Source organism: Methylobacterium brachiatum (assembly GCF_020523825.1).
Taxonomy (GTDB): domain Bacteria; phylum Pseudomonadota; class Alphaproteobacteria; order Rhizobiales; family Beijerinckiaceae; genus Methylobacterium; species Methylobacterium brachiatum.
Genome location: NZ_JAJALK010000006.1, coordinates 127,550 through 144,351 on the forward strand (window position 1 = coordinate 127,550; position 16,802 = coordinate 144,351).

17 protein-coding genes are annotated in these 16,802 nt (G+C 70.7%); 5 read left to right on the forward strand and 12 right to left on the reverse strand.

Going from position 1 to position 16,802, the window contains the following annotated elements:
* The first annotated feature begins 132 nt into the window (after positions 1-132).
* The 4 genes from LGR69_RS15885 to LGR69_RS15900 all read left to right on the forward strand — a co-directional run bounded on the left by LGR69_RS15885 (position 133) and on the right by LGR69_RS15900 (position 3,394).
* Positions 133-672, forward strand: coding sequence for a response regulator (locus LGR69_RS15885; protein ID WP_370881352.1), 540 nt, complete (start codon positions 133-135; stop codon positions 670-672).
* A gap of 75 nt (positions 673-747) precedes the next feature.
* Positions 748-1,677, forward strand: coding sequence for a transglutaminase family protein (locus LGR69_RS15890; protein ID WP_230366611.1), 930 nt, complete (start codon positions 748-750; stop codon positions 1,675-1,677).
* Positions 1,678-1,740: 63 nt separating this feature from the next.
* Positions 1,741-2,559 (forward strand): transglutaminase-like domain-containing protein, encoded by an 819-nt coding sequence (locus tag LGR69_RS15895; protein ID WP_230366612.1) that lies wholly within the window; start codon positions 1,741-1,743, stop codon positions 2,557-2,559.
* Positions 2,560-2,752: 193 nt separating this feature from the next.
* Positions 2,753-3,394 (forward strand): L,D-transpeptidase, encoded by a 642-nt coding sequence (locus tag LGR69_RS15900; RefSeq protein WP_091863178.1) that lies wholly within the window; start codon positions 2,753-2,755, stop codon positions 3,392-3,394.
* Between the two features lie 364 nt (positions 3,395-3,758).
* On the opposite strand, the gene LGR69_RS15905 is transcribed toward LGR69_RS15900, so the two are convergent.
* From LGR69_RS15905 to LGR69_RS15960, 12 genes are all read right to left on the reverse strand, one after another.
* On the reverse strand, positions 3,759-4,358 hold the full coding sequence (locus tag LGR69_RS15905; protein WP_230366613.1) for a Uma2 family endonuclease: 600 nt from the start codon (positions 4,356-4,358) through the stop codon (positions 3,759-3,761).
* A gap of 70 nt (positions 4,359-4,428) precedes the next feature.
* Entirely contained in the window at positions 4,429-4,941 is a 513-nt protein-coding gene (locus tag LGR69_RS15910) for a hypothetical protein (RefSeq protein WP_230366614.1), read from the reverse strand.
* 36 nt (positions 4,942-4,977) lie between these two features.
* Positions 4,978-6,804, reverse strand: a complete 1,827-nt coding sequence (locus LGR69_RS15915) for a glycoside hydrolase family 15 protein (RefSeq protein ID WP_230366615.1) — start codon at positions 6,802-6,804, stop codon at positions 4,978-4,980.
* A gap of 14 nt (positions 6,805-6,818) precedes the next feature.
* On the reverse strand, positions 6,819-7,709 hold the full coding sequence (locus LGR69_RS15920) for an SMP-30/gluconolactonase/LRE family protein (RefSeq protein ID WP_230366616.1): 891 nt from the start codon (positions 7,707-7,709) through the stop codon (positions 6,819-6,821).
* 52 nt (positions 7,710-7,761) lie between these two features.
* Positions 7,762-8,022 carry a hypothetical protein gene (locus LGR69_RS15925; protein WP_122161238.1) on the reverse strand — a complete coding sequence of 87 codons (261 nt, stop codon included), beginning with the start codon at positions 8,020-8,022 and terminating at the stop codon, positions 7,762-7,764.
* A 194-nt stretch (positions 8,023-8,216) separates the two neighbouring features.
* Positions 8,217-8,477 carry a hypothetical protein gene (locus LGR69_RS15930; protein ID WP_007564861.1) on the reverse strand — a complete coding sequence of 87 codons (261 nt, stop codon included), beginning with the start codon at positions 8,475-8,477 and terminating at the stop codon, positions 8,217-8,219.
* A 218-nt stretch (positions 8,478-8,695) separates the two neighbouring features.
* Entirely contained in the window at positions 8,696-9,505 is an 810-nt protein-coding gene (phnE, locus tag LGR69_RS15935) for a phosphonate ABC transporter, permease protein PhnE (RefSeq protein ID WP_230366617.1), read from the reverse strand.
* Entirely contained in the window at positions 9,502-10,308 is an 807-nt protein-coding gene (phnE, locus tag LGR69_RS15940) for a phosphonate ABC transporter, permease protein PhnE (RefSeq protein ID WP_007564858.1), read from the reverse strand. The genes phnE (LGR69_RS15935) and phnE (LGR69_RS15940) overlap by 4 nt, the downstream gene beginning before the upstream one ends.
* Positions 10,305-11,114, reverse strand: a complete 810-nt coding sequence (gene phnC, locus LGR69_RS15945) for a phosphonate ABC transporter ATP-binding protein (protein ID WP_230366618.1) — start codon at positions 11,112-11,114, stop codon at positions 10,305-10,307. Before phnC ends, phnE (LGR69_RS15940) begins: the two co-directional genes overlap by 4 nt.
* Before the next feature lie 8 nt (positions 11,115-11,122).
* Positions 11,123-12,145, reverse strand: a complete 1,023-nt coding sequence (gene phnD, locus LGR69_RS15950) for a phosphate/phosphite/phosphonate ABC transporter substrate-binding protein (RefSeq protein ID WP_230366619.1) — start codon at positions 12,143-12,145, stop codon at positions 11,123-11,125.
* Positions 12,146-12,807: 662 nt separating this feature from the next.
* On the reverse strand, positions 12,808-13,170 hold the full coding sequence (locus LGR69_RS15955) for a hypothetical protein (protein ID WP_230366620.1): 363 nt from the start codon (positions 13,168-13,170) through the stop codon (positions 12,808-12,810).
* Positions 13,171-13,302: 132 nt separating this feature from the next.
* Complete coding sequence (locus LGR69_RS15960) at positions 13,303-13,791, reverse strand: phasin (protein ID WP_007564850.1); 489 nt, start codon at positions 13,789-13,791, stop codon at positions 13,303-13,305.
* 243 nt (positions 13,792-14,034) lie between these two features.
* On the opposite strand from LGR69_RS15960, the gene LGR69_RS15965 reads away from it, so the two are divergent.
* On the forward strand, positions 14,035-16,614 hold the full coding sequence (locus LGR69_RS15965) for a PAS domain-containing protein (RefSeq protein ID WP_230366621.1): 2,580 nt from the start codon (positions 14,035-14,037) through the stop codon (positions 16,612-16,614).
* Positions 16,615-16,802 lie beyond the last annotated feature (188 nt).

Genomic DNA, 16,802 nt, shown 5'->3' on the forward strand with positions numbered 1-16,802 from the left:
CCCCCGCGACCTGCCGACGTTCGTCCACAAGCGCCGCGTCCGCGTGGCCTGATACGGAGATTTCGGGGGACGTTCTTGAGAAAGCCTCTGTCGAGCGCAGGCACGCCGCTCACCGAAACGCTCTCGCCGAGCATCCCGCTCGACCAGATCGGCCAGACGCTCGCCTCGATCTACGACGATCTCGTCTCCGAAGGCGTGCCGGAGCATCTCGCCGCCCTGGTGCGCCGGGTCCGGCAGAGCGAGGCCGAGCCCGCCGCACCGCACCCGGCCCAGCCCGCGGCGACCGAGGCCGTGGCGCAGCGCCTCGCCCTGGTGGTCGAGGACGATCCGCAGATCCGCGCGCTGGCCGAGACCCTGCTCGAGGAGACCGAGCTCGACGTGGTCGGCTGCGACAGCGCCGAGGCGGCGCTCACCGTCCTGCAGGCGCGCGGCGGCGACGTGGCCCTGGTCTTCGCCGATGTGCGGCTCGCCGGCGAGATGGACGGGCTCCAGCTCGCCCGTGCGGTGGCGACCCTGTGGCCCCGGGCGCGGCTGGTGGTCACCTCCGGCCACGGGATCCGGCGCCCGGACCTGCCGAGCGAGGCCGTGTTCATCGCCAAGCCCTGGCGGCCCTTCGACGTGCTGGTCGAGGCCGAGCGGGCGACGACCGATCCGGCGCCGCCCGTCACCTGATGCCGCAGCCGCGCCGTCGGGCCCGGCCCTTGCATTGAGGGTCGGGACATCGGCGCGAGCCCGGAGCCCCTGAGTTTGCCGATCCTGTCCGTCCGTCACCGCACGGTCTACCGGTACCGGCGTCCGGTCGCCTTCGGCGAGCACCGGATCATGTTCCGGCCCCGGGACAGCTACGACCAGCGGCTGATCGAGGCTTCGCTGGAGATCACGCCCGAGCCCGCCGCCTTGCGATGGATGTTCGACGTGTTCGGCAATTGCGTCGCAGTGGCGACCTTCGCGGTCCGGGCCGAGACGCTGACCTTCGCGTGCGGCATCACCCTCGACCACACGCCCGAACACGCGCCGGTCTTCCCGCTGGCGCCGCACGCCACGCATTACCCGTTCGGCTACGGGGCCGAGGACATGCCCGACCTGTCCCGGTCGATCGAGCGGCAATGGCCCGACCCGCGCCACGAGGTCGATGCCTGGGCGCGCAGCTTCATCCCGCGCGAGGGCCGGATCCCGACCCAGGAGCTGCTCGCCGACATGACCCGCAGCGTGCGGGCGAACTTCACCTATTTGGCCCGCTCCGAGAAGGGCGTGCAGGAGCCGCTGACGACGCTGCGTAGCAAGCGCGGCTCGTGCCGCGACTTCTCGGTGCTGATGATGGAGGCGGTGCGGGCGCTCGGCATGGCCGCCCGGTTCGTCTCCGGATACTTGTACAACCCGCGCAACGACCGAGCCCGCCATGTCGGCGGAGGCTCGACCCATGCCTGGCTGCAGGTCTACCTGCCGGGCGCCGGCTGGATCGAGTTCGACCCGACCAACGGGATCGTCGGCAACCGCGACCTGATCCGCGTGGCGGTGGCCCGGGATCCGGCGCAGGCGGTGCCCCTGCACGGCTCGTTCTTCGGCCTGGCCAGCGACGACCTCGGCATGCGGGTGGACGTCGACGTGGTCGAGCTGCCTGACGAGCGGGGAAAAACACGCGAAATTGAGGCTCATCCGCCAATAGTGGCGCGTTGAGACCCGAAAACCGGACTGAGCTGCGGGGCGACCCGCCGGGGCGAGAGGATACAGGTGGCCGCGATGAAGATCAGGACCGGATACGACATCGCCTTCAGCCTGACTCAGCCGACGCCGATGATCCTGATGCTGAGCGTCCACCCGTCGCGGATGGCCGACCTGCTAACCCCGCAGGTCATCAACTTCGACCCGTGGATCCCGTCGCACGCGTACCGGGACGTGTACGACAATGTCTGCCACCGCATCGTCGCGCCGCCGGGCCTGCTGACGATCTCGGCCGACTTCACGATCCAGGATTCCGGCCTGCTCGACGAATATGCCCCCGACGCCCGGCAGATTCCCGTGCAAGACCTGCCGGACGACGTGATGGTCTACCTGCTGGGGTCCCGCTACTGCGACACCGACAAGCTCTCGCAGACCGCCTGGTCCCTGTTCGGCGGCACGCCGGAGGGCTGGGCGCGGGTCCAGGCAATCGTCGCCTACACGCACGAGCGCATCCGGTTCGACTACCAGCGCGCCGACGCCACCCGCACCGCCCATGATGGCTTCATGCAGCGCGAGGGCGTCTGCCGGGACTTCGCGCATCTCGCGGTGGCGTTCTGCCGGTGCATGAACATCCCGGCGCGCTACGCCACCGGCTATCTCGGCGATATCGGCGTGCCGAAGGACCCGGCGCCGATGGATTTCTCGGCCTGGTTCGAGGTCTACCTGGAGGGGCCGGACGGCCCGCGCTGGTACACGTTCGACGCCCGGCACAACCGCCAGCGGATCGGCCGGATCGTCATGGCCCGCGGCCGTGACGCCACCGATTGCGCGATCTCGACGAATTTCGGCTACGCCCACCTGGCGCGCTTCGATGTCCATACCGACGAAGTCGCCTGACGGCGTGGATTGGATCGCGCAGGATGGTTACCAGCATTCGCACCGGATCGATGCAACACCGGGGGTCCGGCGCCGGGCACGCGCAAACCCGCTTACGTATTCCAGCGCCAGCCAAAATCTTCTTCGCGGCGTGGAACTGCCAACCTATGCTCACGCTTGTAATAGCAAAGGTTATTGCACAGGCAGGCTCACCATGAAGACCTCGGCCACCGCGCTCGCGGCGCTCCTCGCCGCAACTGTTCTTGCCGCTGCGCCGGCGCTGGCAGCTCCCGCCTACGACCCGTTCGGCGAGAACGGCGCCGAGGAGTATTACTCGGATCCGGGCCAGTACGGCTATCAGGGCACCCCGGGCTACGGCCAGGGCGTGCAGGACGCGCCGCAGGCGCAGGTCCAGCCGATCCCGCGCGAGATCGTTGCGTTCAACGGCCCCTACGCGCCGGGCACGATCGTGGTCTCCACCGCCGAGCGCCGCCTGTACTTCGTGCTCGGCAACGGCGAGGCGATCCGCTACGGCGTCGGCGTCGGCCGCCCGGGCTTCAGCTGGAGCGGCAGCAACAAGATCACCGCCAAGCGCGAGTGGCCGTCCTGGACGCCCCCGAAGGCCATGATCGCCCGCCGCCCCGACCTGCCGCGCTACATGGCCGGCGGCATCGAGAACCCGCTCGGCGCCCGCGCCATGTATATCGGCAACACCGAGTACCGCATCCACGGCTCCAACGAGCCGGACACGATCGGCCAGGCGGTCTCCTCGGGCTGCATCCGCATGACCAACGACGACGTCACCGATCTGTACGAGCGGGTTAAGGTCGGCGCCAAGGTCGTCGTGCTGAACTGAGCCGACCGCACCTGGGACCTCAGTGGCTGTTTCCACTCTCAGGTTGAGCGTGGTGGAGCCAAGCGCATAATGTTTTTCGAGCAAGAAGCCGGCCGGTCATGAAGATAATCTGCCGGCTTCTTTGTTACTGAGCACCGTAGAGGTCTGCGGGTACGCCCAAGCAATCACCCCGTCATTCCGGGGCGCCGGAGGCGAGCCCGGAATGACGGGGTGGTGGTTCGGGCGGACGCTTACATAACGACAAGGCAGCGGACCGGCGACGCCGTTACAAATCGAAACGGTATCTTTGGCGTCCGACCTTAGCCCGCCGGGATCTCCCGACTTCGGTCGTCGAGGGCGGTGAACGGAGCGGGGATCAACGGAGCTAGCCGGCGTCCAGGATCGGTCGCCGCACGGGAACGTCGAAATAGGTCCGGTCGAGGTCGATCTCGAAATCGACCGCGTCGAACCTCAGGACATCGTCTGGCGCGGTCAAAACATCGAGGCGCCACCCCTCGTCGGTCCGCTCGTAGTGTTCGACGCGCATCTGGTCCTGGTAGATCAGAGCGATGTGGCGCAGCGTCGGCAGGGACTTGTAGAACTTGAGCTTGCCGCCCCTGTCATAGTCCATCATCGAGGGCGACAGCGCTTCGACCACGACGAGCGGATCGGTCACGTAAGTCTGGTTCTGCCGCGGACCGCAGCGGACGACGATATCGGGTTTTGTCTTGTCCTTGCCCCGGCTGTCGCTTGAACGCTGGACGCGCATGCCGCCCTGATAGCTCCGGCATCCGGCGGCATCCATTGCGAGTTTGAGCGGCGCGCCGATGTTTCCGGCGATCTGCTCATGGTTCTCGGTCGGATTGCTCATCATCACGAGCTCACCGTCCACGAGTTCCCATTCGCGGTCGTCGTGCTGCGCCTCCACGAACCGGTCGTAGTCGGCGATCGTCAGAGGATGAGGCTGGTGGGCAGCGTCGGCCATGAAGCCCTCCGTCTCCAAGGGACTACATCATCGGCGTGAAAGCCCATAGAGCCGCGGCGTCGGACTGTGCCTACCGCGGCCCGCCGCCTCGCCGCATCGCGACCTCCTGGCCCTGGCTGTCGAGCGCGCCGGACGGGGCGAGGTTCTCGTTCGGCACCGGGTTCATTCCGGCATTGGCGGTGCGCGAGGCCGGGCGCCCGGCGGGGCGGTCGCCGGCCGCCTGCTTCAGCGCCAGGGCCCGGCGCGACGTCGCGACCAGGCTTCCGCGGGCCTGCGCGTTCCGGCGCCGCTCGCTCTCCTTGCTGGCGCGCTTCACCGCGGCCGCGAGCAGCGCCGCCTTCTGGCGGGTGCCGGTATTGTCGGTCGCCGGGCGCGTGCCGGAGGGTGCCGCCTTGCCGCGAAGCTCCCGGCGCTGACGACGGGAGACGTCCCGGGCGCGGTCCCGGCGCTCGCGCAGCCGGGTAATCAGCTCGGCCAGGCCGGTATCGTCAGCCTCGCGCAAACTCGGGTGATGGGAGCGGGCGACGAGGTCGGCCTCGTCGGCGCTGAGCAGGCGGGCTTCCTGGCGGCTCGATACGGACATGGGACCTCCGGGCTGGGGGATGGAAGGGGGAAGCGGTCAGTCGGCGGCGAGTTCCGGGACCCGGCGCAGCGCCGTCTCGCGCAGGGAGCGGTCGGCGTAGGTGCCCTGCACCGCGGCGCGGCCGCCATGCTCGAACAGGTCGAGCATCAGGGCGCTGTGGATGAAGCCGAGATGGCTGAAGGCCTGCGGGAAATTGCCCAGGAAGGTGCCGTCATCGGCCGCCGCCTCGGCGTAGAGCCCGACATCGTTCTGCAGGGCGCGCAGGGCGTTGAAGCGGGTCCGTGCCTCCTCCTCGCGGCCGAGCCAGAGCAGGGCGTCGACCAGCCAGAAAGCGCAGAGCAGGAACGTGCCCTCGTGGCCGGGCAGGCCGTCGTCGTTCCGGTAGCGGTAGACGAGGTGGCTGCGGCCGAGGCGCTCGATCACGACATCCACGGTGCGGGCGAAGGCGGCCTCGTCCACGGGGAAGCCGACCATCGGGGCCATCAGCAGGGCGGCGTCGACGTCGTCGCCGCCGAGATATTGCGGGTAGTAGCCGTCCCGGTGGATGCCCTCGCGGTTCACGCAGGCGACGATCCGGTCGCGCTCCCGGCACCAGTTCTCCCGCGGGCCGAACAGGCGGATCGCCCGGTCGAGCGCGACCCAGTTCATGATCGCGGCGTGCAGGTAGCGCTGCTCGGGCTTGCGCGGCTCCCACAGGCCGGCATCCGGCTTGTGCCAATGCGCGGCCGAGATGTCGGCGAGCCGGGCACCATGGCCCTGCATCGCCTCCGGCAGCGTGCCGCCGAGCCGCGTGTAGAGGTAGAGCAGGTCGAGCACCTGGCCGTAGGCGTCGGCCTGGTGCTGCTCGGCGGCCTCGTTGCCGGCCCGCACCGGCGCGCTGCCGCGCCAGCCCTCGAAATGCGCGATGGTGGTCTCGCTGAGGTCGCCCTCCCCCGCGACGCTGTAGAGCGGCCGCAGCCGGCCCTCGGCCCGCTCGCACAGGTCGGTGACGAAGCCGAAGAACGCCTCGGCCTCGCGCAGCATCCCGAACTTCTTCAGGACGTAGAAGGACAGGCAGGCGTCGCGGATCCAGCAGAACCGGTAATCCCAGTTGCGGATGCCGCCGATCTCCTCCGGCAGCGAGGTCGTGGCGGCCGCGACGATCGCCCCGGTCGGCGCGTAGGTCAGCGCCTTCAGGACCAGGGCCGAGCGGATCAGCTCGTCGGCGAGCGGCCCGGTATAGGCCGCATCCTGCGTCCACAGCACCCAGGCCTTGCGGGTCCGCTCCATCAGGGTGCGGGTATCCGGCGGCGCATTCGGCAGCGTGTCGGTGTAGAGGCTGAAGCTGCGCTCCTGGCCGGCCGCCAGGGTAAAGCGGACGGTGGCGCCATCCCCGTCCGGGGCCAGGGCGACGTCGGCGAGGAGGCTCGGGCATCCCGGCGTCACGACCCGGCCACCGTCGATCGCCGGCCGGGCGAAGCGCTCGGCGAAGCCCGCGAGCGGCCGGTACGCGACCACCATCGGGACCTGGCCGGACATGCCGCTGACCCGCCGCACCAGGCGCGGCCGGTCCGGTCCGCCCTCCGGCCCGACCATGAAATCGTGCAGGGTGACGAAGCCGTCCTGGGTGGTGAAGGTGGTCTCCAGGATGTTGCTGCGGCTCAGATATTGCCGCGTCGTCTCGTACCGGCCCGCCGGGCGGATGGTGAAATGGCCGCCGCGCCGCCGGTCGAGCAACCGCGAGAAGGTCGGCTCGGCATCGAAGCGCTCGAGGCAGGCCCAGTCGATCGACCCGTCCCGGGCCACCAGGGCGCAGCCCTCGCAATTGCCGATGAGGGCATAGGCTTCGATCGGCTGGTAGGGGCGCTCGCCCGGATCTGACATCGATTCTCCTGTGTTCAGGCGCCGAGCCGGAAGGCCGGCTCCAGAAGGCCGCGGGCGCCGACATCGACTAGGAAGGTCCGCCCGTGCTCGGGATCGGCGGCGCGCGCGGCCGCATCCATGCCCTCGTAGGCGGAGGTAACCAGCAGCCGGTCGAGATCGCGGCCCGCGAAGGTCGGGCAGGTCGGCTGCCGCACCGGGACCGGCACGGTGCGGACCCGCTCGCCGTCGGGATTGTAGGCGTCGAGGCAGGCGGCACCGAACCGGGCGGTCCAGATCAGGCCCTCGGCGTCCACCGCGGCACCGTCGATGCCGCCCTCGCCGCCGCGATGGTCGAAATGGGTCGCGGGCGGGCCGCTCGGCAGGCCTGTCCTCGGATCGAGCGGGACGCGGCGCAGCACGCCCTCGTCGGTGTCGACGAAGTAGCCGGTGGCGCCGTCCGGGGAGAAGCTGATCCCGTTCGGGACGGTCAGGCCGCCGAACAGGCGCCGCACCCGGGTGCCGGCGACGTGGTAGATCGAGCCGCGCCCCTTGGCGGCGTCCCGGTCCATGGTGCCGATCCAGAGGGCGCCGCTCGGATGGACGCGGCCGTCATTGGAGCGATTGCCCGTCAGCTCCTCCTCGAGCGGGCACAGCACCCGGATGTCGCCATCGCGGATCGCCCGGACATAGAGGCCGTCCTCGGCCGCCAGCAGCTGGTGGAAGCCGTCGATCGCGGCCACGTCGCTGACCTGGAACGGCAGGACGTGGATTAGCGCCTTGCGGGATCCGGCGACCGGCTTCTCGAACAGGCGGGCTTCCAGGATATCGACCCACCACGCCGTGTCCGTGCGCGGATCGTAGCTCGGTCCCTCACCGAGATGGCAGCGGACCTGGCTCAGAACACAGGCGTCGTACGAACAATCCAAATGACCAATCCCGTTGGTGCCGATCAGACGTCAGGGTGGCTCTGCGGCCGGTTCAGCAGGCGTCGCAGATGCTGCCGAGGACGGGATCGAGATCCTTCTGCCGCTTCGTCCGCTCGTGCGGATCGTGCAGCGGCGCCGCGGCGCGTCCCGGCGGGACCGTCTGCCCCACCGAGGACCGATAGGGCGCGTTCACCGTCGTCTCGGGACCGCCGCCCGTGCCCGTATAGGGGCCGGCCTGCGCCGCATTCAGGCACACCGGCGACGCGATCAGGCCGAGGATCAGTCCGGCTCGCTTCAGGGTCGTGCATGTCATGGCGTGGCGTCCCCTCATGGCATGGGGTGTGATGTCCGGTTGTCGCGCGGCGCGGTGCCCCCGCTCCTGCAGGCCTCGACGTAACCCCCCTCCCGCTCGGGAGGGGGGCCGGCGCTCGAAACGGCCGCGGACATGCGCCTGCAACCGGTCGGAACGCCTGCGCCGCCTGGGCAGCCGAGCGTTCGAGGGGGCGATCAGCAGCGGTAGCCGCCGGCCGTCTGGCCGTACTGCTTCACGGGGCGGGTCTGCTGGTTGGCGTTGCCCTCGGCCGCCGAGCTCATCGGGCAGCCCTCGTAATTCGGGTTGTCGTGGACGCCGAGCCCGAGGGAATGGGTCGCCTCGACATCGTAGGGTGCAAAGCCGGTCCAGCGGGCACCGTTGGCGGCCATGGCAGACGAGACCGGGGCAACGCCAAGGACAAGCGCGGTGACGACAGCGGCGATACGGGTCTTCATGGTTATACTCACGCTCTTACAAGTACGGTCCGATCGTTCGGACCCGTTTCCTCTTGCTTGAGACGAAGATGGGAAGTCTTGTCCCGCCGTGACGTGCCGGCACGCACGCACCGGAGCGGATTAAAAGCCGGGCGCGGTCGCAGGCAGCCGCCAGCCCGCGCCCCGTCTTCGGGCGCAGGCTGCGTGTCGCGGGATCGATGGAGGGGGACGGCGCGGTCCTACAGGACCTTCGCGCGAACCGTGGTGACGACGATCTCGGCCAGGATGACCACCCCGAAGATCGCGGCCAGCACCACCGCCACCTGGTCCCAGTAGAGCAGGTTCAGGGCGGTATCGAGCGCGACGCCGATGCCGCCGGCCCCGACGAGACCCAGCACGGCGGATTCGCGGATGTTGATGTCCCAGCGGAACAGCGCGATCGACCAGAAGGCCGGCTTCACCTGCGGCCAGTAGCCGAGCAGCAGCGTCGCGCGCCGTCCGGCCCCGGCGGCCTGCAGCGCCTCGATGGATCCGCGGTTCGATTCCTCGAGCGCCTCGGCCAGGAGCTTGCCCGTGAAGCCGACCGAACGGAGCGCGATCGCCAGGGTGCCGGCGAGCGGCCCCGGGCCGAACACGGCCACGAACAGCAGCGCCCAGACCAGGGAATTCACCGACCGGGAGGTCACGAACACGAACTTGGCGAACAGGTTCAGGGGCAGGCTGGGGGTGATGTTGCGGGCGGCGAGAAGCCCGATCGGCACCGCGATCGCGATGGCGATCAGCGTGCCGAGCGTGGCGATGTGCAGGGTCTCGACCAGGGCGCGCAGGGTCGGCCCGATATAGCCGGCATCCATCGGCCACATCCGGCCGAACAGGTCGGCCATCTGGTCGGGGGCGTCGTAGAGGAATTCCGGGATCACCTCGATCGTGCGCAGGCTCGCCACGAAGGCGGCCACGGCGAACAGCGTGAAGGCGAGGCGTGCCAGCCGCTTCCAGGGCGAGAAGCGCTGCCAGCGGCGCGGCGTGGCGAGGACGGCTCCGGCGCTCACTGGAACACCTTCCGGGCCCAGCCCGAGACGATCTCGGCCACCATGATCAGCGCGACGATGACGATCAGGATCGCCAGCACCACGTCGTAGTCGAAGCGCTGGTAGGCGGTGAACAGGGTCGCCCCGATGCCGCCGCCGCCCACGATCCCGACCATGGTCGAGTTCCGCAGGTTGGAATCGAGCTGGTAGGTGGCAAACCCGATGAAGCGCGGCAGTACCTGCGGCTGCACGCCCATGATCAGCGTCGACAGGAAGCCGGCGCCGGTCGCCCGCACCGCCTCGACCTGTTTCAGCGAGATCTCCTCGATCGCCTCGGCGAACAGCTTGGCGATGAAGCCCACCGAGGCGACGATCAGCGCCATCACGCCGGCCAGCGCCCCGAAGCCGATCGCCTTCACGAACAGGATCGCCACGATGATCGGGTGAAAGGACCGGCACAGGGCGATCAGCGCCCGGGTCGGCCAGGTCACCCAGGCCGGCATCAGGTTGCGGGCGGCCAGGAAGCCGACCGGCAGGGCGATCACGATGCCGATCACCGTGGCGATCACGGCGATCTGCACGCTCTCGACGATGCCGGACTGGATCAGCTCCCACCGGGAGAAGTTCGGCGGGAACATCCGGGCCAGGAACTGGCGGCCGTGGCTGAGCCCGGTGGCGAAGCGCTCGGGCGCGAAGCCGAGCTGGCTCGCGGCGTAGACCGCGTAGAGCGCGAGCAGCAGCCAGCCGGCCCGGGCGGTCCAGTTGGGGCGGAAGGCGATGCGGGCGGCCGCGCTCCGGTCGGCCGGCTGGGGGACGGCGCTCATTCGAGCCAATTCTCGCCGCCGTAGATGCCGCGCAGGTCGCGCTCGCTCAGCCGGTCGGGCGGCCCGTCATAGACCACGTGCCCGCCCGACATGCCGACGATCCGCGTGGCGAAGCGCTGGGCCAGCGCCACGTTGTGAATGTTGACCACCACCGGCACCCCGCGCTCGGCCGCGAGCCGCGACAGGATCTCCATGATCTCCACCGAGCTCTTGGGGTCGAGGGACGAGGTCGGCTCGTCGGCCAGCACGATCTCGGGCTCCTGCATGATCGCCCGGGCGATGCCGACCCGCTGGCGCTGGCCGCCCGACAGGGCATCGGCCCGGCGCGTGGCGAAGCCCGACAGGCCGACCGCGTCGAGCAGGTCGAAGGCGCGCTGGATGTCGGCCTCGGGGAACCGGCGGAGCCAGGCCCGCCAGACCGGCACGTAGCCGAGCCGACCGCAGAGCAGGTTCTCCATCACGGAGAGCCGCTCGACCAGATTGTATTCCTGGAACACCATCCCGATCCGCCGCCGCGCCCGGCGTAAAGGCCGGCCGGAGAGCTTGGCGAGGTCCTCGCCGCGGAACAGGATCTCGCCGGCGCTGGGCTGGACCAGCCGGTTGATGCACCGGATCAGCGTGCTCTTGCCCGTGCCGGACGGCCCGATGATCGCGGTGAGGCCCGTGCCCGGCACCACGAGGTCGATGCCCCGCAGGACCGGCTGGCCGGCCCGGTATTCCTTGACGAGGCCGCGGATCACCAGGGCGCGCGGATCCTCCGCCCGTGCCTCGGTGCCGGGCACGCGCAGCGCGGCGGACGCGGTCACGGCGCGCGTCACGGCTTGGCTTGGCCTTCGGCCTTCTTGCGCGCGGCCTCGGCCTCCCGGGCGGCCTCACGCTCGTAGGCGGCCTTGTTGTAGGGCGTGCCCGAATCCTCCGCGACCTTGCGCACGATCGCCCAGTCCTTGAGGTAGGTGATCGGCGCGAACCGGTCGTCGCCCTCGAAATCCTTCACCATGTCGGGCGGGAAGCGGAAGTCGTAGAAGCACTGCTTCAGCTTCTCGGCGAGCTCCGGCTTGAGATCGTGCGCGTAGGCGAAGCCCGAGCTCGGGAATTTCTCGCTCGTGTAGATGATCCGGTAGTCGTCGCCCTTGATCGTGCCGCGGGCGACCATGCGGTTGAACACGTCGGAGGCCACCGGGGCGGCGTCGTAATCGCCGGTGCCGACGCCGAGCGCCGACTTGTCGTGGCCGCCCGAGTAGACGACCTTGTAATCCTCGCCGGGCTTCAGGCCCTGCTCGGGAAACAGCGCCTTCGGGGCCAGGTTTCCGGAATTCGACGACGGCGCGGTGTGGGCGACGCGCTTGCCCTTGAGGTCGGCCAGGGTCTTGTACGGGCTGCTCGCCTTCACGACGACGATCAGGTTGTAGCCCTCGGGCCCCTTCTCGGTGCCCTTGGCGGCGAACGGCACCGCCCCGGCCATGTTCACGGCAAAGCCCAGCGGCCCGGTCGAGAAGCCCGCCACCGTGAGCCGCCCCGAACGCATCGCCTCGATCTCGGCGGAGTTCGACTGGACCGGATAATAGACGACGCGCTTGCCGGTGCAGTGCGCCAGATGCGCGGTGAACGGCTTGAACGCGTTCTCGTAGACGGCGGGATCTTCGACCGGCGTGTAGGCGAACACGATGACGCTCGGGTCGCGGGTCTTGGCCGGGATGTCGGCGACGAGGTCCTGGTTCGCGTCGCAATAGGCGTCGTCGAGCTGGCCGCGATTGGCGCATTCGGCGGCCCGCGCAGGCGACAGGAGGCCGAATCCGCAGAGCAGCGCCAAGGCCGCGCCGTACCGAGCGAGTGTCACGCGTCTCTCTCCCTGCGGTGCGGTGCCGTGCGGCCCGCACCGTCCCGTCGTCACCCGATTGCAGCGACGCTTCCCTTGCCCAACTTGTAGGTGGCGGGCTTCGGATTACGCAAGGTGGGATATGCGTGGGGACTATAAGGAAGCCGGCTTATGATTCTGCCGGCGACGAAGTTCTGGGGCGGCCGGAGGGCTGCTTTCCCGATCCCGCGATGACGTCGGCACGTCAGGGTATGCAGGCCGCGACGCGCCTCCTCTCCCGTGCGGGCTACGATGTTCAGACATCGCTGCCGGACGAGAACCAGGGCCAAACTAAGCGCGCCTCCCTCCCCCCTCTGCGGGGGAGGGTGGGCCTCGCGTGAGCGAGGGTCGGGAGAGGGGAACCCGAGTTCAGGACAAGGCGTGACCGGCATGACGGGCAAAGCCCTGTCCTGCTACGTTGCTCCCCTCTCCCGACCCCCTTCGGGGGCCACCCTCCCCCGCAGAGGGGGGAGGGAAGGCGCGTGTCGGCCTCGGAGCGACGTCTCTTGCGGCCGAGAATCACCAGGACCGCGTTCCGTGAATCCGCTAGCCCGCTCGGGAGAGGGAACCCGCGCTTCGCCGGAAGACGTGCGGCGCCACAGGCACCAAGCGACACACCCGCCGCCGCCGAAACCCCGCGCCCGTCAGGGCACCACGCGGCCGACGGCCGTCTGGGGCGGGCTGAACGAGACGATCGGGAGATCGCAGAAACAGCGCACGCCGAGCGGGCGCGGGCCCGGCAGCGGGCAGGCGAACGGCTTCGGCCCGGTCAGGCCCTGCTGCACGGCATCGCAATTGTAGCCGACGGGCTGGCGCTCGCGGCGGCGCGGCACCGGGCGGTAGCCGCCCTCGTCCGGGTCGTCGTAGCCCGGGGGCGGACCGCCGTAGCCGCCGCCATACTGCGCAAACGCCGCCGAACCGGGAAGCGTGGCCGCGAGCACAAGAGCGGCGAGGGTCAGCCGGAACGGGGCCCGCAGCCCGGATCGGCCCTGTACGTGGAGGCGCATTCCTGATCCTTTCGCGCGACGCGGGCTCGTCACCCGGCGCTTGCGACTTCGACGGCAATACCGGCGAAAACGAGACGGCCCGCCCCCGGAAACCGGAAGCGGGCCGCTGGTGTGGTCGGCTGTGCCGAGGCGTCAGTGCGTCGAGCGCTCGGCGGCGTCCTGGGCGTTCTGGGCCGTCTGCTTGGCGGCGTCCTGGCCCTGCTCCATGGCCTTGCGGGCCTCCTCGGCGCTCTGCTGCATGGCCGTCTTCGCGCGCTCGGCGCCCTGCTGCATCGCGCTCTGGGCGATGCCGCTGAACTCCTTCGCCTGGGCCTGGATGGCGGCGAACTGGCTGCGCACGAACTCGGCCTGGTGCTGCATGGCCTCCTGCATGTCGCGCGAGCGGACGAGCTTCTGGGCGAGGTCGAACGCGGCGTTCACGTTCTGCTCGGCATACTCGAATCCGCGGGAGGAGACGTCCTGCGCGTTGGTGCGGGCGACCTCGGCCGAACCCTGGACGGTGTCGGCGGTGCGGCGGGCGGCGCCGATGAAGCTGTCGAACGCCTTCCGGGCCTGCTCGACGCTCTTCTCGGCGAAGTCACGCATCTCGGTCGGAACTTCGTAGTTCGGGGGGGTGCTCATCGTCGTCTCCTCTCATATTCGGCTGTTGATGGCGCCTTGTGCACTGCACAATATCTGATTCGCCGCCATATGCCACCCGCGCCGCCTTCATTAAGGTTGACATGACGTAAACGTGTGACGGTGGGCGCAAGAGTCCAGCGTCGCAACGCAGGTGGCTTTACAATAGGGGTACGGTTGCGCGTGTTTCTCGGGCAAAGCGGGCCGGAGGACGAGGGATCGGGCGTGGGTTCGAGGTCGCGGGCTGTGCAGACGACACTGACATCGACCGCCGGAGCAGATGAGGCCGGGCTGGCCGCCGCGTTCGCGGCCTGGGCACGTCTGCCCAGCCTCGCGGCCGCGCTGGCCGACCCGGAGGCGGTCTGTCTCGTGATCGATCCCGCGGACGGGCGGATCCTGCTCGCCTCCCCGGCGGGGCAGGCCCTGGGCGCGGCGCTGGCGAGCGCCGACAGGACGATGCTTGCGCGGCAGGTCGCCGGTTCGATTCCCCGGGACGGTGCCCCGCGTCTTGCCCGGCTCGCCCTCGACGGCCGCCGGATTACCCCGCCGACGCTCTGCCAGGTGGTCGGCGGGACGCGCGACGACGGCCGACCGGTCGTGCTGGTGATCCCGACGGCGCCGGTGCGCTTGCCGCGCCCTCGGCACCCCGCCCCGGCGGCGCCCGAGGCGGAAGCGCCGGCCCGCCACCCGGTACCGGTGGCGGCGCCTGCCGCGACAGCCGCCCTGAACACCGGCGACCGCTTCCTGTGGCGCAGCGATGCCGCCGGCGCGCTGACGACCCTCACCGGATCCGAGGGGCTCGCCACCCTCGTCGGCCAGCGCTGGCAGGAGCTGGCCGAGACCGGCCGAATCACCGGCGCCGACGGGATGTTCGCGGCTCTGCGCGACCGCAGCACCTTCCGGGGCGAGCCGGCCTGCCTGGATCTCGGCGACGGCCCGTTCCAGGTGGAATTGTCCGGCGCCCCCCTGGGGCGCGGAGATGCAGCCTTCTCCGGATTCGGCGGGTTCGGGCTGGTCCGCAGCGTGCCGGCCGCGCGGGCAACGACCGCGCGCGAGCCGGTGCAGACCGAGCCCCAGCCGATGCCCGACCCGGTCGCCTCGGCGCCGCCCGAGCCGCAGCCGGCCCCCTCGACCGAAGTGCCTGCCCCCGTCTCGGCGGAGCCGGCCGCCGTCATCATCGAGCCGGAACCGGTCGAACCGTCCCTGCCGGCTGAGGCGCCTGTCACGGCAGCCCCGGCGCCTGCCGCCGCGGCGCCGCCCGCAGCCATCGTCGAGCAGCCGTCGCTGTCCACCGACGAGCACGCCGCCTTCCGGGAGATCGCCCGGGCGCTCGGCGCCCGCTACGCCGGCGACGAGGCCTCCGCCGAGACACCGGTGCTGCGCGAGGGCGGCGCGGTCATGCCGTTTCCCGGCCCGAATCCCACCGCCGCGGAGACCCGCGACGCCCCGGCCGCCCGGGACGCTGAACTCCTCGCCGGGCTGCCCCTGCCGACGCTCGTGCATCGCGACGGCGCGATCCTGGCGGCGAATCGGGCGCTCCTCGACCTGGCCGGCTTCGCCGATGTCGCGGCCCTGACCAAGGCCGGGCTCGACCGGCTGTTCCGGGGCGTCCCGCAGCCGGACGCGCCCGATCCGGCCGCGCGTCGCACCGCGATCGAGACCGCTGACGGCAGTGCCCACGCGGTCGAAATCCTGGGCGGCGCCTGCACCTGGGCGGGCCAGCCCGCGGCCTGCCTGGTCCTGCGCCCCCTCGACGAGGCGGATCCGGCCGGCGCGCTCGATGCCGAGCGCCTGGCCCGCGAAGCGCAGGCTGAACGGACGGCCGCGGCCGAAGCGGCCCTCGATGCCCTGGAGGCCGGGGTCCTGACCCTCGATGCCGCCGGGCGGATCGTGGCGCTGAACCGGGCAGCCGCCGAGCTGTTCGGCTGCGATCCCCGGGAGATCGTCGGCGCCAGCCTCGTCGCCCTGTTCGACCGGCAGAGCGTGCTCGCGGTGGCCGATGCCCTGCGCGGCGCGGCCAAGGCCCCCTGCCCGGTCTCGGTGGGCGGCCGGGCGCTGACGATCGGCGTCTCGCCGGCCCGGGAGGACGGGCGGCGCGTCGCCGTGCTCAGCGCCGCGCAGGCCGAGATCGCGCCGGCCGCCGAGCCGCCGCATCCGGCCTCCGGTGCCGGCCTCGACGCGGCCCTGGCACGCCTGGACCGGGCCTTCCGCGGGCCGCTCACCGGGATGATCGAGCTCGCCGACGCGATGCTGCGGGAGCCGTTCGGCCCCCTGGGCGACGCGCGCTATCGCGGGTGCCTCACCCAGATCAAGACGTCGGGCGGGCTGATGCTGGAGCGCGTCAGCGAACTCCTCGATCTCGCCACCGTGGAGGCCGGCGCCCTGCGGCTCGACCCGCGCCCGATCGCGCTCAACGACGTGGTGGCGAGTTGCGTCGCCCGGCTTCAGGCCGAGGCCGCCCGCGGCCGGATCGTGGTGCGCACCAGCTTCTCCACCGATCTCGCCGACCTCGAGGCCGACGAGCGCTCGGTGAGTCGCGCCGCGAGCCTGGTGATCGAGCACGCGATCCGGCGCTCGGCGGCCGGCGGCCAGGTCATCGTCTCGACCGGCTCGACCGAGAGCGAGGGCGTCGCGCTGCGGGTGCGGGATACCGGCGCCGGGACGGCGCAGCCGGCGGCCGAGCCGTCGGACGAGGTCGAGGACGGCCTCGCCCTGCCCCGCGCCCTGGTGGAGGCCAATGGCGGGCGGCTCCAGCTGTCGGCGCGCCCGGAGGACGGCACCCTGGTGGAGATCATCATGCCGACGCGCCGGGCCGCGAACGGCTGAGCGCCCGGCCGGGATCGCACGGGCGGGCAGGACTGCGAAACACCAGCCCGCGGCTGACGTTCAGGCCGCCAAGCTCGGCTTGACAGAGCACCGGGCGGGCTTCAATCAAGCCTTACATTGCGCCCAATTGAATTCCGGATCTTCGGATCCGGCTCAGGCGGGCCGGCGACGATATCGTCCCCGCAAGA

Excerpts from the sequence above, each read along its gene's own strand:
- LGR69_RS15915 (WP_230366615.1), bottom strand. The coding sequence starts at position 6,804 with ATGTCAGATCCGGGCGAGCGCCCCTACCAGCCGATCGAAGCCTATGCC.
- LGR69_RS15910 (WP_230366614.1), bottom strand. The coding sequence starts at position 4,941 with ATGTCCGTATCGAGCCGCCAGGAAGCCCGCCTGCTCAGCGCCGACGAG.
- LGR69_RS15895 (WP_230366612.1), top strand. The coding sequence starts at position 1,741 with ATGAAGATCAGGACCGGATACGACATCGCCTTCAGCCTGACTCAGCCG.
- LGR69_RS15955 (WP_230366620.1), bottom strand. The coding sequence starts at position 13,170 with ATGCGCCTCCACGTACAGGGCCGATCCGGGCTGCGGGCCCCGTTCCGG.
- LGR69_RS15900 (WP_091863178.1), top strand. The coding sequence starts at position 2,753 with ATGAAGACCTCGGCCACCGCGCTCGCGGCGCTCCTCGCCGCAACTGTT.
- LGR69_RS15925 (WP_122161238.1), bottom strand. The coding sequence starts at position 8,022 with ATGACATGCACGACCCTGAAGCGAGCCGGACTGATCCTCGGCCTGATC.
- LGR69_RS15905 (WP_230366613.1), bottom strand. The coding sequence starts at position 4,358 with ATGGCCGACGCTGCCCACCAGCCTCATCCTCTGACGATCGCCGACTAC.
- LGR69_RS15960 (WP_007564850.1), bottom strand. The coding sequence starts at position 13,791 with ATGAGCACCCCCCCGAACTACGAAGTTCCGACCGAGATGCGTGACTTC.
- LGR69_RS15930 (WP_007564861.1), bottom strand. The coding sequence starts at position 8,477 with ATGAAGACCCGTATCGCCGCTGTCGTCACCGCGCTTGTCCTTGGCGTT.
- phnE (WP_007564858.1), bottom strand. The coding sequence starts at position 10,308 with ATGAGCGCCGTCCCCCAGCCGGCCGACCGGAGCGCGGCCGCCCGCATC.